General features: G+C 46.5%; 19 protein-coding genes and 1 CRISPR repeat array (1 of these 20 only partly in view). Of the genes, 14 read left to right on the top strand and 5 right to left on the bottom strand.

Features of this window, described 5'->3' with window-relative positions:
* Positions 1 to 450: direct repeats of the CRISPR family, unit length 30 nt; unit sequence GTTTTAATCTACGTATCATGAAATGTAAAT; it reaches 367 nt to the left of the window's first position.
* A gap of 286 nt (positions 451 to 736) precedes the next feature.
* The 3 genes from AA84_RS0114375 (at position 737) to AA84_RS18050 (ending at position 4,218) form a co-directional block, all read left to right on the top strand.
* Entirely contained in the window at positions 737 to 2,140 is a 1,404-nt protein-coding gene (locus tag AA84_RS0114375) for an AAA family ATPase (protein WP_160168734.1), read from the top strand.
* Positions 2,133 to 2,867 (top strand): hypothetical protein, encoded by a 735-nt coding sequence (locus AA84_RS0114370; protein ID WP_128166356.1) that lies wholly within the window; start codon positions 2,133 to 2,135, stop codon positions 2,865 to 2,867. Before AA84_RS0114375 ends, AA84_RS0114370 begins: the two co-directional genes overlap by 8 nt.
* 139 nt (positions 2,868 to 3,006) lie before the next feature.
* Positions 3,007 to 4,218: a D-serine ammonia-lyase gene (locus AA84_RS18050; RefSeq protein ID WP_276530143.1), complete on the top strand. Its 1,212-nt coding sequence runs from the start codon at positions 3,007 to 3,009 to the stop codon at positions 4,216 to 4,218.
* Between the two features lie 4 nt (positions 4,219 to 4,222).
* On the opposite strand, the gene AA84_RS19190 is transcribed toward AA84_RS18050, so the two are convergent.
* Positions 4,223 to 4,369, bottom strand: a complete 147-nt coding sequence (locus AA84_RS19190; RefSeq protein WP_164875474.1) for a hypothetical protein — start codon at positions 4,367 to 4,369, stop codon at positions 4,223 to 4,225.
* A 357-nt stretch (positions 4,370 to 4,726) separates the two neighbouring features.
* On the opposite strand from AA84_RS19190, the gene AA84_RS18045 reads away from it, so the two are divergent.
* From AA84_RS18045 to AA84_RS0114340, 3 genes are all read left to right on the top strand, one after another.
* On the top strand, positions 4,727 to 5,272 hold the full coding sequence (locus tag AA84_RS18045; protein ID WP_051578066.1) for a VanZ family protein: 546 nt from the start codon (positions 4,727 to 4,729) through the stop codon (positions 5,270 to 5,272).
* Positions 5,273 to 5,379: 107 nt separating this feature from the next.
* Positions 5,380 to 6,672 carry a methyl-accepting chemotaxis protein gene (locus AA84_RS0114345; protein ID WP_028977775.1) on the top strand — a complete coding sequence of 431 codons (1,293 nt, stop codon included), beginning with the start codon at positions 5,380 to 5,382 and terminating at the stop codon, positions 6,670 to 6,672.
* Positions 6,673 to 6,717: 45 nt separating this feature from the next.
* Positions 6,718 to 8,817, top strand: a complete 2,100-nt coding sequence (locus AA84_RS0114340; RefSeq protein WP_028977774.1) for a methyl-accepting chemotaxis protein — start codon at positions 6,718 to 6,720, stop codon at positions 8,815 to 8,817.
* Positions 8,818 to 8,939: 122 nt separating this feature from the next.
* Here the strand turns inward: AA84_RS0114340 and AA84_RS0114335 are convergent, their stop codons facing one another.
* Entirely contained in the window at positions 8,940 to 10,172 is a 1,233-nt protein-coding gene (locus tag AA84_RS0114335) for an aminopeptidase (protein WP_028977773.1), read from the bottom strand.
* A 204-nt stretch (positions 10,173 to 10,376) separates the two neighbouring features.
* Here AA84_RS0114335 and AA84_RS18735 point away from each other — a divergent pair, with 204 nt between their 5' ends.
* Positions 10,377 to 10,475 carry a YjcZ family sporulation protein gene (locus AA84_RS18735; RefSeq protein ID WP_128166358.1) on the top strand — a complete coding sequence of 33 codons (99 nt, stop codon included), beginning with the start codon at positions 10,377 to 10,379 and terminating at the stop codon, positions 10,473 to 10,475.
* A gap of 43 nt (positions 10,476 to 10,518) precedes the next feature.
* Here AA84_RS18735 and AA84_RS0114330 read toward each other — a convergent pair whose 3' ends face one another.
* Both AA84_RS0114330 and rsgA read right to left on the bottom strand, forming a co-directional pair.
* Positions 10,519 to 11,052 (bottom strand): GNAT family N-acetyltransferase, encoded by a 534-nt coding sequence (locus AA84_RS0114330; RefSeq protein WP_037563845.1) that lies wholly within the window; start codon positions 11,050 to 11,052, stop codon positions 10,519 to 10,521.
* Between the two features lie 155 nt (positions 11,053 to 11,207).
* On the bottom strand, positions 11,208 to 12,266 hold the full coding sequence (gene rsgA / locus AA84_RS0114325) for a ribosome small subunit-dependent GTPase A (RefSeq protein ID WP_051578065.1): 1,059 nt from the start codon (positions 12,264 to 12,266) through the stop codon (positions 11,208 to 11,210).
* 355 nt (positions 12,267 to 12,621) lie between these two features.
* Here rsgA and AA84_RS0114315 point away from each other — a divergent pair, with 355 nt between their 5' ends.
* The 4 genes from AA84_RS0114315 to AA84_RS0114300 all read left to right on the top strand — a co-directional run bounded on the left by AA84_RS0114315 (position 12,622) and on the right by AA84_RS0114300 (position 17,725).
* Positions 12,622 to 13,656, top strand: coding sequence for a YkvI family membrane protein (locus AA84_RS0114315; RefSeq protein WP_028977770.1), 1,035 nt, complete (start codon positions 12,622 to 12,624; stop codon positions 13,654 to 13,656).
* A gap of 197 nt (positions 13,657 to 13,853) precedes the next feature.
* Positions 13,854 to 15,134 carry an Nramp family divalent metal transporter gene (locus AA84_RS0114310; protein WP_028977769.1) on the top strand — a complete coding sequence of 427 codons (1,281 nt, stop codon included), beginning with the start codon at positions 13,854 to 13,856 and terminating at the stop codon, positions 15,132 to 15,134.
* Between the two features lie 205 nt (positions 15,135 to 15,339).
* Positions 15,340 to 16,347, top strand: a complete 1,008-nt coding sequence (gene lacD / locus AA84_RS0114305) for a tagatose-bisphosphate aldolase (protein WP_010026649.1) — start codon at positions 15,340 to 15,342, stop codon at positions 16,345 to 16,347.
* A gap of 463 nt (positions 16,348 to 16,810) precedes the next feature.
* Positions 16,811 to 17,725 (top strand): LCP family glycopolymer transferase, encoded by a 915-nt coding sequence (locus AA84_RS0114300; RefSeq protein WP_028977768.1) that lies wholly within the window; start codon positions 16,811 to 16,813, stop codon positions 17,723 to 17,725.
* Between the two features lie 178 nt (positions 17,726 to 17,903).
* Here the strand turns inward: AA84_RS0114300 and AA84_RS0114295 are convergent, their stop codons facing one another.
* Complete coding sequence (locus AA84_RS0114295; RefSeq protein WP_028977767.1) at positions 17,904 to 19,637, bottom strand: HD-GYP domain-containing protein; 1,734 nt, start codon at positions 19,635 to 19,637, stop codon at positions 17,904 to 17,906.
* A gap of 434 nt (positions 19,638 to 20,071) precedes the next feature.
* Here AA84_RS0114295 and AA84_RS0114290 point away from each other — a divergent pair, with 434 nt between their 5' ends.
* The 3 genes from AA84_RS0114290 to AA84_RS0114280 all read left to right on the top strand — a co-directional run bounded on the left by AA84_RS0114290 (position 20,072) and on the right by AA84_RS0114280 (position 22,574).
* Positions 20,072 to 20,905 carry a flagellar motor protein gene (locus AA84_RS0114290; protein WP_028977766.1) on the top strand — a complete coding sequence of 278 codons (834 nt, stop codon included), beginning with the start codon at positions 20,072 to 20,074 and terminating at the stop codon, positions 20,903 to 20,905.
* The gene (locus tag AA84_RS0114285) at positions 20,902 to 21,684 is read left to right on the top strand and encodes a flagellar motor protein MotB (protein ID WP_028977765.1); all 783 of its coding nucleotides are present in this window, start codon (positions 20,902 to 20,904) and stop codon (positions 21,682 to 21,684) included. The genes AA84_RS0114290 and AA84_RS0114285 overlap by 4 nt, the downstream gene beginning before the upstream one ends.
* Before the next feature lie 107 nt (positions 21,685 to 21,791).
* Positions 21,792 to 22,574, top strand: coding sequence for a hypothetical protein (locus tag AA84_RS0114280; RefSeq protein ID WP_028977764.1), 783 nt, complete (start codon positions 21,792 to 21,794; stop codon positions 22,572 to 22,574).
* Positions 22,575 to 22,654 lie beyond the last annotated feature (80 nt).

Genomic DNA, 22,654 nt, shown 5'->3' with positions numbered 1-22,654 from the left:
GAGCAACTGCACTAATGAATGGCGATGGTTTTAATCTACGTATCATGAAATGTAAATTTCGTTCAGCTTGATATAAGACTGTTCACATTCGGTTTTAATCTACGTATCATGAAATGTAAATATGATTTTCTCCGTCATCGAAATAGTAAACGTGTAGTTTTAATCTACGTATCATGAAATGTAAATTGAGGAAGCAAAGCTACGAATTTTATTGGCCATTCACGTTTTAATCTACGTATCATGAAATGTAAATCTGTCTAGCATACTAATATTCACAAGATCTTGAATTGTTTTAATCTACGTATCATGAAATGTAAATTCGTCCAATCGGACTTGGTATCGGTGCTCAAGCATTGTTTTAATCTACGTATCATGAAATGTAAATCCTTCTGTAGCAGTAATTTGTTCAGTAGCCGCTAGGTTTTAATTTACGTATCATGAAATGTAAATTTATCTGAGATTGCAAACGATATCTATCGCCTGAGTGTTTGATTGAAATAATGCTTTATCACTGCCAAAAGCCGTCTCATCAGCGTCGCACTCCTTGTGAGTGCGTGGATTGAAATCTCTTCTCGTAAACGTCTCACAAATCCGGCACAAGTCGCACTCTTCATAAGTGAGTCAATTGACATTTTTTTCATCTCCATATTCCGTGTTCTAATAGTAACCAATGTATACAAACCGCCGTGGATTCAGATAATAATGCTATGTGTCTGATGAGGTGAGGGGTATGGATATGGCTGTTAACGTCAGAGTCTCGAGTGTTGAATTACAGAACTGCAAAAATGTTGTTCAAGGTAAGCTGTATTTTCCTTGTTCGAAAAGTCATTCGCTGAAACGTGCGGATGTGCTGGGTGTGTATGGGCAAAACGGGTCGGGCAAAACGGCGATTGTTTCGGCGTTTCAAGTGGTGCGCACGCTGCTGAACGGTGGGCCGCTTGAGTCGGGCATTGACCGGTTGATCTATCAGCGCAGCGATACGGCGCGTTTTCTTTTTACCTTCTTGATTGGAATGGCGAACAAACACTATGAGGTTGTCTATGATTTTTCCCTGACGAAACGTGATCTGGATGCCGATGATGCAGTGAATTTGGCCAATGATCGTCAGCGCGATCCGGTGACCGTTACCCATGAGGAAATTCGTTACAAGCAATTGGTAAAGGGCGCGCGGTACAGGACCTTAATTGCATTTACGCAAGCAGGACGGGAAACAAAAGCGGCGCCTAATACGGTTGCGTCAAAGATGCGATCAAGAAAAGATGATCGCTTCGTTTCATACAAAGTGAGTGCTGTTTTGGCGCAACAGCAGCATACTTCATTCATTTTTCGTAAGGACAATTTTGGCTTGCTTGAGCAGACTTTGGATGAATTGCCCTATCAACTGGTGCGGGCGTTGAAGCAGGTGTTCGCTGCGCGGCTGTTTGTGCTCAGCAATCATGATTCAGGGAGGTCGCTTGCCGATGTGTCGATTCCGATTCACTATAGCAGCACTAATAAAGAGGACTACGGTGTGATTGAACTGCCGATCAATCATCCGAAAAAGGTGGACCGAAAGACTTATGAGCTGCTGACGCAGATGTTTCAAGCGATTAGCAAAATTCTCAAAGAAATAGTGCCCGGATTGACCGTGGAGGTAAGAAAGCTTGGCGATCAGATCATGGAGGGCGGCGGTAGGGGCGTACGCATCGAATTAGCCGCACGGCGCGAAGGGCGCCTGCTTCCGATTTCCTGTGAATCGGACGGTATCAAGAAACTGGTGGCTGTACTTAGTTCATTGATCGTGATGTACAACGATATGAATGCCTGTATCGTGATCGACGAACTGGATGCCGGTATTTACGAATTTCTGCTTGGCGAACTGGTGAAAATTCTCAAGGACAGCGGCAAAGGACAGCTTCTGTTTACCTCGCACAATCTCAGGCTGTTGGAAGTGCTTGAGAAGGACAATCTTGTCTTCACTTCAGCTAATCCGGAAAATCGCTACATTGTCTTGAAAGGGATTCGCGACAGCAGCAACATCCGTGATGTCTACCTTCGTGCCATTCAGCTCGGGAACGATGGCGACGAGGTTTATCAACCGACCGATCGTTACGAGATCATGGAGGCATTTGATGAGGCAGGTGAACAAAACAATGCCTAAAAAAGTCCTTGTCTTTCTTGTTGAAGGCGTTTCTGATGAGCGTGCGCTGGCGGCCATTCGCCGATATGTTCCCGACAAGTACAGGGTCGCTATCCATGTGACCCATGGCGATCTGTTTACACGACCGGGCATACGCAAAAATGTGAAGGGACGCGTGGGTGACCAGGTGCGCAAAATGATGCATGAAACGAAATACCGCAAACAAGAGATCGCGGCAGTCATTCAGGTGACCGATACGGATGGTACATTTGTTGCTGCGGACGATGTGAGGGTGAACGCATCGGTTGGGCGCGCGCCGGTCTACCAAGAATCAGGAATTATGGTGGCAAATTCGGGCATTCAGCAGTATATTCAAAAAAGGAATCGAATCAAAGCCTCAGAGCTGCACACGATGCGAACGTCCGATGAAATCATGGCGGGAATCTACTATTTTCTCCTCTATTTTTCTTGTAATCTGGATCATGTGATGCATCATAAACGCAATATGACGATTGAGGAAAAAATCAATCAATCCCGTGCATTTGAACAGGCATGCCGAGAAGATCCGCAACATTTTTATTATTTTTTTCATAACCAGCCGTTTGCAGTTGCCGGTTCAATTGATGAGACCTGGAGCTTCATTGAAAAAGGAATGCATTCGCTGCAACGGTATACTAATTTTCAATTAGTTTTTGATCTGTTGGATTCGCTGGAAAAGAGCAAGCCACGCTCTGAAAAAAAGAATTAGGGGGACAATTCATGGATCAGAGGATAGGTACGAGCGCGCGTGCGCAATGGGAAAAGTCGGAGCCGGTGATCCGTACTCTGGAGGCGTGCGAAGACGTGTTATGGCTGAATCCAGCCTATGACAGCAAGCCGCGTCCTTGGTGTCGGCGGATGATGTTGCCGATGCCGAAGCGCGCCTGCGCCGATTTGCACCCTATCTGGTAAAAGCATTCCCGGAAACCCGAGGCAGCGAAGGGATCATTGAGTCGCCGATCTATGCGCTGCCTTCCTTTCAAAAATGGCTGGATCAGCAGCTAAAGAGGCAGGTTCCCGGTACATTTTTAATGAAGGCAGACAGTGAACTGCCGATTTCTGGTTCGATTAAAGCGCGCGGCGGGATCTATGAGGTGCTGAAAACCGCGGAAGATCTAGCAATCCGCGCGGGACGTCTCAGTAAAAACGAAAACTACGCTTGCCTTGCTGAGGCAACGTTCCGCGCGTTCTTCGCCAATTATGCGTTAGCCGTTGGTTCGACCGGCAATTTGGGACTGAGTATCGGCATTGTCGGGGCGAAACTTGGTTTTCAAACCACTGTACACATGTCGCGCGATGCCAGCGCTTGGAAAAAGAGAATGCTTCGTAAGCAAGGGGCATCGGTCAAAGAATATGAGTCGGATTACAGTAAAGCGGTTCAAGAAGGGCGCAATCAAGCGCGCCAAGATCCGCACTGTCATTTTATTGATGATGAACAATCAAACGATTTGTTTGTCGGCTATGCGACTGCCGGCGCGCGGCTGCAGCGTCAATTGAGCAAGTCAGGCGTGGTCGTTGATCGCGACCACCCGTTGTTTGTTTATCTGCCATGCGGCGTTGGCGGCGCCCCCGGTGGTGTGACCCTTGGGCTAAAGCAGGTTTTTGGCGATGCGGTCCATGTCTTCTTTGTTGAGCCGACGCATGCGCCGTGCTTTTTACTCGGTTTGCTTACCGGGCTTCACGACAAGGTCTCTGTTTGCGATTTTGGATTAGACAATCGCACGGCGGCCGATGGACTTGCCGTGCCACGCCCCTCAGCATTCGCTGGAAAAGCGGTTGGTTCGTTGATTTCCGGATGCATGACGGTCCAGGATTCCGATTTGTTTCGAATCCTCAAGGCGCTGAAAGACACAGAAAATCATTGGATTGAACCTTCAGCAGCTGCCGGATTCATCGGTCCGAAACGGCTCCTCAGCACTAAGGAAGGCAAACGTTATTTAGAACGCCATGAGCTGGTCGCTAAAATGAATCAAGCGGTTCACTTGTTTTGGGCGACCGGCGGCGGGATGGTTCCGCAAAAAAATAGGGATGCCTACTATAATCAGGCATCCCGAATTTAATCGGTCACTTTTGATCGTCGTGACTGGTATACTCATTTGGCACCTCGTGACCGTCACTGTGATTTTTTTGTTGTGCAAGCCGGCCATTTCGGTGCTCTCCGGTGTTTTCCCGCGTCTTAAACTGGCGTTTCAATTCTTGTTCTTTGTTCATGGATTTACCTCCTTTTTATCACTATAGTTTTCCCGTTATTCATCCGGTTATGTTTAACCTTTTTTCATTTTGATCGAATGCTTGAGTATGGAAGCGTGCAACAAGTGTTTGCAAAATTTTTTTCAGCAGATACGGAAACATCGTGCGAAGCCGTTGCGTAGTGTTTTTAAAGGCGTGAAAAGCAGTATTTTCAGGCTGCGGCAAAATACCTCTGCACCAGCCGGTGGTATTTACGTTATAATTGAAAATTAATGAAGCATTTGTAAAAAAAAATTTACAATAATGATGTGAAAACGATGATTCTTGCGCTGTGAGAAAACTTTTTATAGATACATATTTATGATGGGAGATGGAAAAATGCTGAAAAATCGTAAAGCGTTCTTTTTCTGGCTCGTCCTTATTCTAGTGATTATCGGCTTAATCTACAAAGGCTCATCGACCCCCTATGCCGAACAGGATCTCCAGCCGTTTTTAAAGGCACATTTCCAGTGGACAGCGGAAACCTTTCCGCATGTTGATTTCTACTACAGCGGGCAGCATGTGACCTCTGATGACCCGTATGCACTGTTTGAATTTGTGTTTCGCAAGGCAAGCCATGTGGCAGAATACTGCTTACTGACCTTTATGCTGATCAATCTGTTCATGACAACGGTGATGCCGCGTCTGCTTTGCTACCTTTGCGGACCGGCCATTTCACTTTGCTATGCCATGTTCGATGAATGGCATCAGACTTTTGTGCCGGGACGTACCGGACATCTGATCGATACGTTTACCTTTGATTTTTCAGGCATGGTTCTGGCGATGGTGATCGTATTTCTGCTCGACGTGTACTATTACCTGTTTTACACTGGCAGTCATCAGCCGCAACGGACGACGCATTTTGGGCAGAGTCAGCGTGAATAAGGCAAAACGCTTTAAACCTTTTAAGGTTATAAACCGATATAAAGAGCGTATAGTCACTTCAGTTTGTGAATGGTAAACGATTGGTTTTTTTGCGGGAGGAATCATCGGTGGAAACTTCAGAGAAGAACAATAAAAACAACAAACGAACGCCAAGGAGGTACAACCTCCACAGTGCTTATTTTGCGATCTTTTGTCTTGGCGCTCTAGCCACTGCTTTTCTATTCTATTTCTTTGGGCGCAATGAATGGCTGATCGCTGCGTTTGGCGCAGCGGTCGCAGTCCTTATTATTGGTGTTGCTTCCTTATATGGCATTTTCAACGCCTATAATCTTCGCGTAAAACGGCTGCGGGCAGCCGTGAGCAAAGCAGAGGAAGGAGATCTGCAAACGATCGCTCATGATACGGAAAACGATGAATTGTCGCGGCTTGCTGCAGACATCAACCGCATGATTCAGACGAACCACGCGCGTGTCGGTATGATGACGGATGTTTCTGAGAAGGTGAAGAATGCATCGCAAACGATTGCGGCCAATGTCGAAGAACATCGCGCCTCCTCAAGCGAGATCGGATCGGCGATGAGTGAAATTGCCGCAGGTGCCTCGGATCAAGCGGAACTCATGAGCAAAAATAAACAGGCAACCGATCAGTTAAAAGAACGGACGAACGAGATTGAAGAACAAACTGCTCTGATGAGTACCGGGGCAGAGCAGCTTATCGACGTCTCGGACCGAAATAAACAATCGGTCACTAAGCTGCGCAAGCACTCGGAACGCACAATCAGTGCAACCGCGGACATTATCGATGCCATTGCTTCATTAGAGGCACGCTCGAAAAATGTCGGTCAGATTATAACGGATGTATCGGAAATTGCCGGGCAGACCAATCTTTTGGCGCTAAATGCGGCAATTGAAGCGGCACGTGCCGGTGAACAGGGAAAAGGATTTGCCGTTGTTGCGGATGAAGTGCGTAAATTGTCGGAACAGACGGATCAAGCGCTGAACGAAATCTCTGAATTAATTAATGGCATTCGCGCCGACACGGCGCACACCGTCACCTTTGCCGGCAAGACGAGCAAAGTGCTTGAAGAACAGTTTGTCGTTGTCGCCGACTTTGAAAAAGCTTCAGCACAGATTACGGAGGCTGTTGCGGAGAACCGGAAACAAATCGGCATGATCACAGCATCGATTAAAGAGATGTCGGAACGCACTCAGGAGATCAAGACAACCATCGACGGCATGGCACAAATCAGCGAGCAGAACGCGGCAGGTACCGAACAAGCAACGGCATCGATCGAGGAGCAAACCGCCGGGCTGGATCATCTAAGCAAGCTGGCAGCCGATTTGGAGAGCGATGCAGAAGCGATTCGTGCGATGCTATGCAGTGACAGGCAAACAAAATAAAGAGAAGCCGGCGTGCAATTTCGGCAGATTTAGGGGGAGAGATACTTGGGGAAAAAAGAAACAAAAAAAGATAAAAAGTTAAGGAACAAACCGCACCGCATTGAAGAGAAGGATAATCGTGTGATCCGTTTTATTCAGCATCTCTTTGGCTACATAAACGGACGGGCGTTGCAGAATATGAGCCTTCGCAAGCAGCTGCTGATTCCAATCGTGTCGGTAATGGTGATCGTCAGCATCATTGGTGCAGCATTCAGTTATTTCTATGGTGCACGATTGATTCGTGAACAGCTGACCACCGCAACAACTCAGCAGCTGAACGCCACCGATCAAACGTTTAATACCTATTTTGACGATGCGCAGTCGGTTGTCCGTCAGTTTACGATAAACCCAATGTTAAACAACGTGGACAAAAATTTTAATCAAATACAGCAAAGCTTTGAAAATGTACTCAGTTCAAATACCAAGTACCAGGCATTAACTTATGCTTCTGCAAAAAAGGACATTGTCCGTTCGCCGCTTTATTTCTTTTCAAGCAGCTATGACCCAACGGCAGAAAGATGGTACCAGGAAGGGGCCGCCGGTAAGGGCAAGTCCATTTGGACGGACCCCTATATTGACCAAGTGACCAAGCAGAATGTTGTCAGTGTTGAACAGGCAGTGGTTGACGGCAATCGTGTCAAAGGTGTCATCAAAATGGATCTGTTCATCCAATCGATTGTTCGTGAGGTCAGTGCTTCAAAACTGGGCGACAACGGCTATGCCGCGTTGCTGGATAGCAAGGGGACCTATATTGCATCAGCAAACCAGGATCAAGTCGGCAAAAGTGTTGCCAAACAGGATTTTTATAAAAAAATGCATCAAATGGGGAAGAACGGAAGTTTTTATGCAACGATTGACGGCGTAAAACGGCTGGTCGTGTTCAAAACAAATAAAACTTCCGGTTGGACGCTGCTCGGGATCATTGATAATGGCGAAATCGCCAACAAAGCGAATCTAATCGCACTGCCGTCTGTGTTAACCATTTTAATCATCATTGCGGTTGCCATCTTGTATATCATCTATGTGTTCGGCGTCATGCTTAAACGATTGAAGAAGATTCAAACGGCAGCAGGTAAAATTGAAAAGGGCGATTTGACGGTTGTCATCCCGATTGAAGGCAAAGATGAATTTGCGCAATTGACGCACAGCATCAACGCGCTTGCCCGTACGAACCGTCAAGCACTGAAAAAGATGGCGGATGTATCGCAACAGATTACCGGCGCATCACAGACCTTGGTTGCCAGCAGTGAGGAAAACGTAGCTTCGGCGAATGAAATCACTGCTACTGTGACGGAAATTGCGGCAGGAGCGTCGAATCAATCGGCCTCAATCGATGAAAGCCAAGCGTCACTTCAGAAGTTGTTGCAACAAGTAAACCAAATTGATCAGCAAAGTAAAGAGGCACTTGCTGGAGCCAACCAGATGAAGGATCATGCGAGTGGCGGACGCGAGAAAATGAATCATTTGTCCAGCCAGTCGAGGTCGTCGGCGGATACGACCCACAAAATCATCACTACGGTGCAGAAGCTTGATGAGCATGCAAAAAATGTGCACCAGATTGTTGATGTTCTCGATGGTATTGCGCGAAGAACCAATCTGTTGTCGCTGAACGCAAGCATTGAAGCGGCACATGCAGGCGAACATGGCAAGGGATTTGCCGTTGTCGCAGGTGAAATTCGCAAGCTGGCTCAGCAAACCAACGATTCTTTAAAAGAAGTAACCGCGTCGGTTCAATCAATGAATGAAGAAATTAAGCAGGCCGTTGCCTATTGTGATCAGACCGCTACGGTCCTTCAAGGTCAGACTAATGCAGTCTCAGAATCAAATCATGCATTTAAGGAAATCGAGAAAACGATTCAACAAAATGTTAAAGGCATGGAGACGATTGCCGATGCGATCATCATGACGCATCAACAAATTGAACAGGTCACACAAGGTGCACAAACGATTGCCGCAACGAGCGAGGAGACCGCGGCAAGCACGGAAGAAATGAGCGCATCTGTTCAAGAACAGACCGCATCAATGGAAGAGCTGAACCGGCTTGCCGGTGAGCTAGAACAACAAGCACAAATCATGCAAGAAGAAATCAAACGGTTTAAAATTTAAGCAATCTAGTAAAAAAAGTCACCCTAGTACATCGGGTGACTTTTTTTGGTATCCAATAGAGCGGCACGCCAGGGGAGGAAGGCATCGTGAATAACGGTTTGCTTGGCGCTTTTTCGTTTGTTTCAGATCACCCAGTTGCCGCTGCGGAAGATTGGAGTTAGCGTTCCGTCTGTAGCCTCAGCATCGATGTCCAACTCGCCGGATCCAATCATGAAGTCAACATGCATCAAGCTTTGGTTGGCCCCGTGCGTGCTTAACTCGTCTAAGGTCATCTTCCGACCGCCTTGATAATTAAACGGGTAGGAGTGACCGATCGCGAGGTGGCATGAAGCATTTTCATCAAACAACGTATTATAGAAAATCAAATTTGTATCCGAGATCGGTGAGTGATGCGGGACTAACGAAACTTCGCCAAGGTAATGCGAGCCTTCATCCGTTTCAATGATCTGACGCAGTGTATCCAAACCTTGCTTTGCAGCATAATCAACAATTTTTCCCTCTTTAAATGTGAGTGAGAACTGATTGATCAGGTTTCCGCCGAAGTTGAGCGGCTTCGTACTTGCAACGGTACCGTTTACTCCTGTTTTCAGCGGCAAGGTGAAGATTTCTTCAGTTGGCATATTCGGCTGGAACGGAATGCCCTGATCGTTAACCATTCCACCGCCCGCCCACAGATGCTTGTCAGGAAGCTCAATCACAAGATCTGTGCCCGGACCCTTGTAGTGCAGTTTTTTAAACCGCGCCGAGTTGAAGTCATCCAGTTTGTCGCTTAAGGACTGGATATGCTTTTTCCATGCAGTCTCAGGGTCGGCTGCATCCGCACGTGTAATCGCAAAGATCTGTTTCCATAGTGCATCGATGCGTTCATCAGCAGGGAGGTCCGGGAAGATCTTTTTCGACCAGGCCAGCGTTGGCACTGAGATAATCGTCCAGCTAACCTTCGCGCTGCTCTTATCATTTGAGAATTGCTTGTTTGCTGCTGCAGCCGCCTTTTGCGCTGCGGCAATTCGTTTCGCGTCAATGCCGTTCAGCAGATCAGGATTCGGCGAGTAAATATAAAGAAACGCAGCCTTTTGATCCGACAGTTCTTGATGTGCGCGAGCTTTCCATGTCGGGAACGTATTTAACGATGCTTCAGGAGCAAGGCTGAGTCTGAGGCGGGTCAATGCTTCATCATTCCATTCGACATAAACATTTCGCGCGCCGGCTTCATAAGCTTTTTTCACGACCTTACGCACAATCTCCGGCGATTCAATTGGTGCGAAGATCATGACTTCCTGATCCTTCTGCACATTTAAGCCAACTTTAACCGTAATATCGGCGTAGTGATCGAGCAGTTTTTCAAAATTTTCCATTGAGTGAGGCACCTCCACAATCCAACATCACGTTTCTGTGCAGCGTTATATGTCGCAGCACAAATCATTATCATTCTATCACAGTGGATCAGGATGGGCATAAACAAGCGGTTTCATACCGAGTGCCCAAATAGAAATTTAGGAGAGACGCATTTTGGGGCGTATGCATAGGATAGGAATGAACCCACGGAGGTGATGAGGACTATGGGAGCTCCAGTAGGATTTGGTAATAACTCAGGCTTCGCATTGGTGGTTGTTTTATTCATTCTTTTGATTATCATTGGTGCAACTTGGGTTTGCTAAAAACGAAAGGATCGGACGGTTGCGAGCCCGGCCGATCTTTTTACTACATAACGCGCTTATAAACAAGGCGAAAGATTGCAGCTTTTCGCTGTTGAAATTCGCTTTCAGATAGTGCTTGCGGATATTGCATCAGCCGAAGCCGAACACGATCGCCGGTACGGCGCAAGTCCGGTTGTACATAACCAAATGAGCTAAGCATAAATCCGTTGCGCTGGTAAAACTGGATGCGGCGTTCAGCCAGTTCCGTTTCAGGCTCTTCCACCTCGAGCAGCACCGGTCTGTCTGCTTGTCTCAAATAGGCTTTGAGCATTTGTCCGCCGATGCCTTTTCCGCGCAGCTTCGGGGCGACTGCAAAGTGTTCGATAAACAGAAAATCGCGAAACGCCCACTCTGCGATAAATCCTTCAAGAAAACGATTCGCCGCATCATAACGCGCCCATAGTGTAAATGCATCTTCATTGAGCAAGTCATATTCGTGATCGCGCGGACGCACTTCCACGCTTGGAAAAGACTGTTCCATAATTTGAAAAAACAGGTCGAAATCTTCGTGTCGTAACGGCTGCAAATTTTGATTCATCAGTATTCTCCTTTTCAAGTGACCCAGGGTATCTCCGAATCATTTTACGCGATGAAAAAATAGGTGACCCTCCAAAGATATGCTGCAATGCTTTAAGGAGACCGCCACAGGGGCAGTCTCCTTAAGCGAACGATCTATTTTGTCCATCCATCGGCTTATTCGTGTTTTTTGCGTATCGCTTTATGAATTTTCTTCCAGCGTGCTTTTTCTTTGAGGCGTTCTTGAACGTTATTCTTGCGCCGGATAAAAGCGAGTTCGCGCTGTAATTTCAGATAACTGTCGTAACGCGACTGGCTGAGCGCACCAGTGTTCAGCGCTTCTTGAACAGCGCAGCCCGGCTCATTCTGATGCGAGCAGTCGCGGAACCGGCACCGAACAGCCAGCGTTTCAATGTCGGTAAAACTGTGGTCAAGCGAATCCTCCGAAGCTGTCCACAGTTGCAGCTCGCGCATCCCCGGGGTGTCAATAATGACCCCACCATTCGGCAGCACAATCAGTTCGCGGCTCGTGGTTGTATGCCGACCGCGATCATCGTCCGCGCGAGCGGCGTTTACCTTTTGAATGATCTCGCCGCACAGCCAGTTTGTCATTGTTGATTTTCCGACCCCGGATGAACCGAGAAAAACAACCGTTTTCCCTTCGCCAAGATATGCGCCCAGTTGCTCTTTTCCGGTATCTGCGATGGCGCTTACGGTAATAATCGGCACCCCGAACGCAACTTCCTGTACGGAAGCGACTTTAGCATCGAGATCGGCACAAAGGTCGGCTTTGCTGAGTAGCACAACCGGATTGGCACCACTGTCCCAAGCCATGGTCAGGTAGCGTTCCAGTCTGCGAACATTAAAGTCGTGATTCAGCGCCATAACGAGAAAGGCTGTGTCAATGTTGGCAGCAACAATTTGTTCGACTGTTGTTGAACCGGCTGCTTTCCGTGAAAATTTGCTGAAGCGCGGCAGGACGCGGTCAATGGCTGCCTTGTGTTCAGAAGGACGCTCGCGGCAGACAACCCAATCGCCGACAGCAGGGAAATCTTCGCGTCCGTTAGCCTGGTGGCGAAATTTACCGGTCACCTCGGCGAGATAGCTGCCCTGCTCGGTCATCAGTTTGTACTGCCCTTTGTATTCTGAGAACACGCGACCAAACGATTGATCATGATTAAGCGTAAGAGAGCACTTTTCTATATACTGATTCCAGCCATATTTTTCAAGTTTCAATGGATATCCCCCGTTTTTATAAGAAAATTAGGTATTAAAAAAAGACCGTCTGCACGGTCTTTCCATAATGAGTACGACCATGCAAGCAGCCGCCCATCCCTAATCGTCAATAGAAACGTCAGTGATTCCCGTGGATCGGGGATCGGCGGCAGAAGACAATTGAAGTTAATGAGGTCTTGCGGATTCTGCTTGCCATAATACATATCCCCTTTCCTAAAGTCTTTTTACACCTTCATTCATTATAAGTGAGGCAAACTGGCTTGTAAAGCGGTTACTGAAAAGGCATTGTCGGGACAAGCGCTGCATAGGATGGCGATAGGGACCATTTTAGGCAATGCTAGAGGGGGCATGAGCGATGGTGAAACGGAAAGTGATGGGGATCCTGCAGGTCGCGGCAACTTTTGTGGGGACCGTCGTTGGCGCAGGATTTGCCTCAGGCAGAGAGATCATTCAATTTTTCACCCAATATCATGCGTTCGGTACGATTGGTGCCGTGTTCAGTGGCCTGATCATGACCTGGATCGGCACGAAAATGATGGTTTATGCAAAACGAATGAATGCTTACTCGTTTAATGAGCTGCTGATCCGCATGTTGGGCGAGCAGGTCGGCAGTATCATCCAAGCACTTCTTTTTTTTATCACACTCGGTATGACCGGCGTCATGCTTGCCGGAGCCGGGGCGCTCTTCGGTGAGCAGCTTGGACTCAATCGCCAGTTGGGTAGTTTGCTGGTGCTATTGATCGGCATCTTTTTCGTGTTCAAAGGGTTGCGCGGGCTGCTGTTTATCAATTCTCTGGTTGTTCCGCTGTTGCTCTTTTTTGTTGTCCTCACGTTTTGGACGAACCAAGCCGGCCCGCAAACGTTTCCGGAAAGCGGACAAATCCGCTGGATGCTGGCCGCTTTTAATTATGCCGCCTATAACCTTTCTATGGCGCTGATTGTCCTCGTTCCAATGGCACGCGATATCGATGATGAACAGGTGATATTCGGCGGCGGTATCCTTGGCGGGGCAATACTTGGCGGACTTCTCTTGCTTGCTCATCTCATGATGATCGGGCGTCCCGGGATCGATCTTTTCGAGATGCCGATGGCGGAGATGGTACGACCGCTTGGGATGGTGATGAATTACGCATTTATTGCTGTGATCTTCGGCGAAATCTTAACGACTTTTGTCGGCAATATCTTTGGATTGACGCGGCAGCTGCACAGCGTTTTTCCTAAATTTTTTTCGATCCGGCTGGCGATGCTTGCCCTCATCCTGTGCACGTTTGTGATTGGACAATTCGGCTATGGATCGCTGATTGCCACGCTTTATCCTTTGTACGGCGCGCTTTGTTCCGCTTTGTTCCTCTATATGTTCTTCGTTCGGCTCCCGCGGCGTCCGCAGTGAATGCTGATGAATAAAATTAAATTTTGCAACTATGGCGTTTTAGTGAAAAATAAGTTGAAATCTGCTTGGAAATACAGTAGGTTAAGTCTATAAGAGTTTCTCTCATGAAACATCTATTGATTGAGTGAAAAAGGAGGAGAGTCATGTCCGATCAAAAGTGTTCGAAGACCGGACAGTATCGATTCGAAAATCAAGGAATGAAAAAAAGACAAGCTTCCGAACGATTCGGAGCCGAACCAGAAACGCAGTCCTTTGAGCAAGCAGTTGGGGAAGCAAAGGGCTGGAGGCAGATGCTTCCGTTTATCGGTCCAGCCTTCATCGCAGCCGTTGCGTATATCGATCCCGGCAATTATGCGACAAATATTCAGGCCGGATCACAATATGGCTACTTGCTTTTATGGGTCGTCATTGTCTCGAACGTGATGGCTATTCTTATTCAAATGCTGTCAGCGAAGCTGGGCATTGCGACGGCACACAATTTGCCGGAAATTATTCGTGATCGATGGTCAAAGAAGGTTTCCTTTTTTTATTGGATTCAAGGGGAAGTCATGATTATGGCGACCGATCTTGCCGAATTTATTGGTGCCGCGCTCGGTTTTCATCTCGTTTTCGGTATGCCAATGATCCCGGCTGCCCTTTTGACCGCTGTCTGTGCACTCTTGATTCTTACTTTTCAGGTGAAAGGATTCCGGCCGCTTGAAATGGTCATCGCGATGATGGTTTTTATTGTCGTCATCGCATTCAGTTGTGAAATTCTTTTTTCTTTACCCGAGTTCAAACCGTTTGTCCAGGGGTTTGTTCCGAAATTCCAAGGCAGCGAGAGCGTCTTGCTTGCGGCAGGCATTCTTGGCGCAACGGTGATGCCGCATGCGATCTACATGCACTCAGGGCTGACCTGTCGACGGGTCGTCGGTCGGGATGCGCAAGAGCGGAAGAAGATTTTTCGCTTTGAACAGATTGATATATTGATTGCCATGGTGATCGCCGGTATTATTAATGCGATTATGCTGACGGTCGCCGGATCCACCTTTTTCGGCAAAGAAGTGATTGATGACCTGTCCGTTGCTTTTCATGGATTCAGCAATTATATTGCTCCAATGGCCGGCATCCTGTTCGGAGTGGGGCTGCTGTCTGCAGGACTGTCAAGCTCGTCGGTTGGGACGCTTGCGGGGGACATCATGATGCAGGGGTTCATACATAAACGTATTCCCGTCTTCATTCGCCGTATCTGCTCGATGCTGCCGCCGCTGATCTTGATTATATCTGGAGCCAATGCAATGAAGGCTCTCGTGATCAGTCAGGTTGTCTTGTCTTTCGGCATTGCGCTCGCTATTATTCCGTTGGTCATTTTTACGAGCAAGAAAACGATCATGGGTCTACTTGTGAATCATAAGTTGACGACAGCCGCTGCATGGGGGATTGCGGTCATTGTCATTTGCTTGAATCTTTTCTTGCTGTACCAAACTTTTTTTGGTTAAGCCGCGCCGTGTACGTCGGTTTGTCAGAAAAAATTTTGTTCACAAGATTATTGCATTTATCAAATTGACTTTATGACAGATAATGACGTAAAATGAAGATTGTGAGATAAAAACGATTGACCGCATCTGCTTTTCGGCGGTTGTTAGTCGTTTATTTATAGCTTGGGACAGTTTTTTCCCAAAAAATTCTTGGAGGTTATACTTAATGGTTAAAATGACTAAAGGCAAGTTTGAATTCCTCGAACAATTGTCTGACAAGAACGGCGTCATTGCTGCATTGGCAATCGACCAACGTGGTTCATTGAAAAGAATGATCGGCGCAGCACAAGGTAAAGACGCTACGGTTGAAGAACTTGCGGATTTCAAAACACTTGTTTCAAGAGAATTAACACCATATGCAAGCGCAATTCTGCTTGATCCTGAATACGGTATTCCTGCCGGCAAAGCACGCGCAGCTTCTTGCGGTCTGCTGACATCTTATGAAAAGACAGGTTATGACGCTACAGAACCTGGCCGTATTCCGGACCTCCTTCCTAACTGGTCTGTAAAGCGCATCAAAGAAAACGGCGGTACTGCTGTTAAACTGCTCGTTTACTTTGATCCGGATGAACCAGATGAAATCAACGATGTAAAGAAAGCCTTCGTAGAACGCATTGGTTCTGAATGCAAGGCTGAAGATATTCCGTTGTTCTTCGAAATCGTTACTTATGACGAAAAGATCACGGACAAAGAAGAATATGCAAAAGTTAAACCGCAAAAGGTTCTTGACTCGATCAAAGTCTTCACACAAGAACGCTACGGTATCGACGTTCTGAAATTGGAAGTTCCTGTTGACATGAGCCGTGTTGAAGGTGTCGGCGAAAACAAACCGGTTTACACTGCTGAAGAAGCAAAGAACTACTTCCTCGAAGTTGACAAGCTGACAACGATTCCTTACATCTGGCTGAGTGCAGGCGTTTCAACGGAACTCTTCCAAAAGACGCTTGTATTTGCACATGATGCAGGTGCAAAATACAACGGCGTTCTTTGTGGCCGTGCAACATGGCGCGACGGCGTTGAAGCTTACGGCAAGGGCGGAGAAAAAGGCGCTGTTGAATGGCTTCAAACGCAAGGTAGGAAGAACGTTGAAGAACTTAACGCTATTCTTGCTGAAAATGCAACACCTTGGTATGAAAAATTCGGCGGCAAAGACAAGATCGAAGTTGTTGACTGATTGAATGCCCAATCATGCTTGATAAGAGACGCAGCGAAATCATTCGCTGCGTTTTTTTTTCTGACAGGATAAGAAAGCATAAGGTTTTGCCCTGTCTTCAAACCAATAGACCCGTGTCTTGACCGAAAATCAAAGCGTAGCTGCGAGACGCCAGCGGGAACAACGATCACACGAGCCAAGGGAGCCTCACAAGCATTTTGCTAAGCGTATACGCCCTAAGCCCAACGCGGAAGTCACCGCATCCTGCGGAAGTAGGAACTTCCATTAAAGGCGTGATTTACCAAGTATTTCTAATGAATACGATTGGAACCCCTGAATCGCAGTGAACGAAACGAAAAATATGCTTTGATGGACAATAATTCGCTTTTAGTAGCATTTCACATCGATTCATGAACATGGTATGATCTGAATGTAGCGAATTTTGGCGAAGCAGCGGTGAATTTAAGAGAAAAGGGAAGAGACTATGAAGAAAAAAATACTACTGACGATTGGGAGTATCATCGTTATCCTGTTTGCAGCAGGAGCGGGCTACGTTTGGTGGATGTACCATTCCGTTGCATCAACTGCAGGAGATATGTATGAAACGTCGGCAGGCAAGGGTAATCATAAAGCCGTCACCAATAAAAAGCCAATCAGTCTGCTTTTATTAGGCGTTGATGAACGTCAGGGCGACCATGGGCGCTCGGATACAATGATTGCGACAACCTTAAATCCGAACACGAAAACCATGCAAATGATCTCGATCCCACGTGATACGCGAACCGAAATCGTGGGGCGAGGAACCTATGATAAGATCAATGCGGCGTATGCCTATGGTGGAACGAAAATGGCTGAGAGCACGGCGGAAAAGTTCTTAGGCGACATCCCATTTGATTTTTACATTAAGATCAATATGGAAGGCATGCGTGACCTTGTCGATGCAGTCGGAGGCGTGACGGTCAATAACAAATTGGACTGGCATGATGAAGGCTATTATAAAAAAGGCTATCATTACGCGAAGGGCCAGATCAATTTGGACACCGGTGCAAAAGCAATGGGCTATGTACGGATGCGCCATCTTGACCCGCAGGGGGATTTTGGACGTAACGAGCGGCAGCGTGAGGTCATCATGGCGATTGTCAATAAGATGGCGAATGTCTCTTCAGTGACCCGCTACAGCCAAATTCTTGACGCATTGGGAGACAACGTGAAAACCAATTTAACTTTTGATGACATGAAAAATTTGGCGTTTAACTATCGTGATGCGCGTAAAAACATGATTAATTATGAAGTTAAAGGTAACGGACAAATGGTCAACGGCGTTTACTACTTGGTTGTGGATTCCGCAGAACAGCAGCGCGTCCATGACATGATTAATGAACAGCTTGGAAATAACTAAACGTAAAGAAAAGAAGAACGGACAGTTTTGCGCGAAGCGCAGGGCTGTCCGTTTTTGAGTAAAGCAGAAAAAAGATACCATTTTCGGCGAAATCGTCGCCATGGCCGCATCTAGATACCACCGGAATTCCAAAGGCGTCCTCGTGCGGATCATAAGAATCCGGCAAATGATAGAATATTTAAGTGCGAACCTGGCTAACTACATAGTGCTTCATATTACGGATGAGCTCACTGCAATTGGTGCTTAATCGGAAACGATTTGCCCGCCTATCATTTGCAAGCGTGCCGGACTGACTTCCATGAACAAAGATGTTCAAATCTGGAAACTCATCGTGAATCTTGGCAGTCAGCTGAATAAGCAAAGGCGTTTGCGATTTGTCTGCACAATAAAAGGCAAGAAATTTAGCCTTTTTCAGCTTCACTATTTCAGAAATCATCGAGATATCTTCCATTTCAGCGAGGAGTTCAGTTTTCCATCCATTAATGGTGAAGAGGTCGTTCATCAGCTTGGTTCGCGCCAATCCTTGAATTGAATCGAGATTAACAATGACGATTTCACCCATTGTGGGCGTGCGCAGCTGGCGTGTAATATCCATCATCTTCCAACTGATCAAGCGAACAACTGTAGACGATGCAACCATATATTGAGCTTTGAGCAGCTGGTTCAGGGTAAGCATGTGCGCAATCTCGTCCATCGCGTGTTCAAACAGCTTGATGAAAACCTCTTCAATACGCATGCCATCGGACATCGTGTCCAGACACTCAAGTGCTTTTAAGTGATCGCCGTCAATCAAGTAGTGAACAAATGCGCTCCATGTTTGTCTCTGCTGCTCAATGAAGTCGCGACTGTCCCAGCCGATGATTGTTTTTACCGTTACAGAAAGGTCGCTTGGTAACTGGATGACCTGACCGGTTTTCCATAGTTTAATTTTGGGGAGAATATCGGAGACCGTTGGATCAGCGAGAACAATTCCAGATTCTCCATTGGTAAGAACAACTTTCGTTGCCGGCGGGAACATATGGATAAAATTGATAAATAAGTGACACATCGATTGGTCAAATAAGTGTTTGGTGTAACTGTCAACCAAAAGAATTTGCATCGCTTTTGTCGCGAGCATCGGTTTTCGGTAAGAGCGATTCATTGTGAGTGCAGAGTAGACATCGACAATCATCATCAAGATTAAATGATGGTCGCTGATGTCTACATGCAAATGATCGGGATAACCGCTTCCGTTTAACCGTTCATGGTGTGAACGAGCAACGCAGCAGGTTTCTTCCGGAAAATTCATTTTCTTAAGCAATCGGTACCCATTGAGTGTATGTTCGGTAATTCTCTGGTATTCACGCTGAGTCAGTTTGCCCTTTTTTAATAGAATTTCGACCGGCGTGTACAGCTTTCCGATATCATGAAGCAGGCATCCGAGCATGAACGCTTGACTGATTTTCCAATTCACATGCTTGAAAAACAGACTCGTCAGGACAAACACATCAAGCGAGTGAATATAACACACAGGATCCCATTGCTTCAAACAGTCCATAAGAAAACGAACGGTGGAATTTGAATAGAACTTAAGGTACAGTTCGCGTACCCACTGGTAGGAAGCTTCAGAATGAAGAATCCGTCCATAGCGTAATTCATCCGCTATCTGTGTCATTTCATTCTGAAACTGTGCCGTCAGTTCTTTGTGCTGATGCTCAGGCAGCTGCGCCTTTGGAATGAATGTACTTTGAAACGGAGCAAATGCCGGAGCATCGAAAACACTGACCGAGCGTACTCCTTTTCGGTGTAAATAGTTGATGAGTTCGGAAGTGACCAGCATTCCGGTCCGGAAGAGCACCGATGAATTGATATAAATGTCTTTGGCTAAAATGCTCCCGTCCTTCAAGTTTTCAAGCTTAATGACTTTAGGCATAATAGCCTCTCACTCCCATGCACTAACTCCGTCTGAGTATTGGTTTGAAATTAGAAACCCCTTTCATAAGGGGGATGAAGCTACAGCTGATCAATGGCTATCAACCGATTCGCCTCAATTCGACAATAGGTAACAATTTACATTGTATCAAGTGTACAAAAAAAACGAAAGAGAAAGATTTAACATAATTTGGAGATAAGTTTTTCTCTTTAAGCTTTGAGGGAAAGTGCTGCGCTAAATTAAGATGTATCGGGTGCTTTGTCGCTGAAGTTTTTTCCGCATCGGTAAGTCAATCAGAATGAGTTGCGCAGCTTAGCTGTCCCATGAACTTTGCGTTTTGCTGTAGTGAATCCATAGATTCTCTTTAAATTTTTGTCGATCATGCCGATATAGAAAGGAGAACAGTATTAGCGCAGCAGAAAGGGTTGACTTACATGGATGTGGCAACAGTCATCGGCTTGCTGGTCGGATTGCTTTCGTTAGTCGTCGGATTTCTTCTTGAAGGCGGCGAGCTGATTGCATTATTAAAAATTACTGCCTTTTTGATCGTTTTCGGAGGGACAATCGGTGCGGTTATTGTCAGTTTTCCCGGAAAAGTATTGGCAAAAGTTCCATTTATCCTAAAATATGCCTTTCAAGGGAAGAAAGAACGTCCGAGCGATACCGTCGTGCAGCTGATTCATTTGGCAAACGTATCACGACGCGAAGGACTGTTGGCTTTGGAAGGGGAGCAGGATTCTTTTGAGAAGGACCCGTTCATGTCTAATGGCATTCAAATGGTGGTCGACGGTGTCGATTCCGATGCGATCGATGATATACTGAATCGAGATATTGAACTCTATGAACAGAAAATTCTTTCCATAGGCCGGATCTTTGAATCGGCAGGAGGCTATGCACCGACGATGGGGATCATCGGTACGGTTATGGGCCTAGTCCATGTCTTAGGAAGCTTGGAAAACGCTACGGAACTAGGACCGGCAATTGCAGTGGCCTTTATCGCAACGCTTTATGGGGTCGGCAGTGCCAATGTGATCTATTTGCCGCTTTATACGAAGATCAAAAACAACTTAGCAAGCGAAGTAATGATCCGCCAGTTGAAAACAGAGGGGATTCTCTCCATACAATACGGCGAAAATACGATGATTTTGAAGAAGAAACTTTATGCATTTCTGAGTGAAGATGAATGTCGAAAGGTCGAGCAGCAGCTTTCAAGTGATAATGGTGACGGAGCGGCTTCGGGAGCGTTCCAAGAAGCGGGTCAACTATGAGCAGACCGAACAGAAGGCGCAGGCGCTATACTCGGACCGAAGAACCAAGCCACAATTCAGAACGCTGGCTCGTTACCTATTCCGACTTGATCACTTTACTGCTGGTCTTTTTTATTGTCATGTACTCAATGAGTTCGATTGAAAATCAAAAATTTAATGCGATCGTTTCTTCACTGAGAACTTCTTTTCACGGCGACTCGCTTTTAGAAGGACTCGGATATCCGAGTGTGGATAAGGGACAGACCAAACCAACCGTTCCTCTGGACAAAGAGCCTGAGAATGTTAGCGACGCGAAAAAGAAAAAAGATAATCAGCATCTGGACAAGCTCTATGTTCAGCTGGATCAATACATTAAGGAAAATAATCTGGATCCCGACGTCTCGCTGACTGAAACGCAGCGCGGCGTGCAACTGACCTTCCGGGAAAAAATCTTGTTTGATCTTGGAAAGGCAGACTTGAAAAGCAATGCCCAGTCGGTACTGAATCGAATCGGGACGATCCTCAAAAGTGTAGCGAATGAGATCAGCGTCGAGGGGTATACAGACAATACACCTTTTCGCGACAAGAGTAAGGGCATCCGTTCCAATTGGGAATTATCGGGACTTCGCGCGCAGACGGTGATGAATTATTTGATTGATAAGGACGGGCTTGAAGCAAAACGCATGCATTTTGTCGGTTACGGGGAATACCGTCCGATCGTGAAAAATGATACCGATGCGCATAAAGCGATGAACCGTCGTGTCAATATTGTAGTCATTCGTGAAGGAAAATCTGAATGATTTGCACTGTTTGTCCATGAAACGATTGCATCAAGGTACATGAATGGATTATAGTAAATTCAGAATCATTTTTTCGTACATACTGTGTAATCTAAGGGTGAACAACAATGAAAAAAGTAGCACTACTTGTCTTTTTTGTCCTCTGTCTTGCAAGCGTGATCGGTGGTAAGCTGTATTGGAACCATAAGATCGACCGCGTAAAAGCAGCCAGCCTTGCACAAAGCAAACAGGATTCTGCGCGTCTGCAGGGGCTCAGCACGGACGATTCAGATCAGCGCAGTTTTGAAAAGAAGCTCGCAAAGCTTCCTGAGTCTGTAAAGAAGGCCGCTGAAAAAGCAAATCAGAAGAATGGACATGTTCAGATTGTGATGATTGGCGGAAAAAGTGAACAGGAATTGGCTGCTCAACTGCAGCAGACGTTTGACAACAGATTTGGCGAATCGCTTTTTTCAGTAACCGTCAAAACCATTGACGGACTGAATTCACTGAATGTGATGAAAAAAAGTGCAGATTTGCTCAAACCTGCACAGGGCAGTCCTGATTTAGTGCTGTATACGCCGCCAATTTACGCGGATGACCGCAGTGTCAGTACCGGAGATACGCAGACGGTCGTGAGGATGATTGCCGAACAGCTAAGCAAAAAGTATAAGCACGCCGCTTTCTTCTTAAACCCGCCTAATTACTCATCGCAACTTCCTTATATGAATGAACGCATCGATGAATTGACAGATGAGGCGGATAACCAAAAGATTTCAGTGGTGAAGTATTTATCAGAGTGGCCAAAAGAAGCAAAGCGTGCCGATGTTGTCGCGGCCGATGGTCATACGATGAACAAGTCCGGGCAAAAAATTTGGCTTGATTCCATCACGAAACAATGGGGACTTAAATAAAGGCAAACAAAACAAACCAGCATCTGGATCGAAACATCCAAATGCTGGTTTTCTTGTGCCTGATCAACTGTATTTGCGCG

The organism is Sporolactobacillus terrae DSM 11697, assembly GCF_000648615.1.
Classification (GTDB): domain Bacteria; phylum Bacillota; class Bacilli; order Bacillales; family Sporolactobacillaceae; genus Sporolactobacillus; species Sporolactobacillus terrae.
This window is presented reverse-complemented; position numbering and strand designations above follow the sequence as displayed.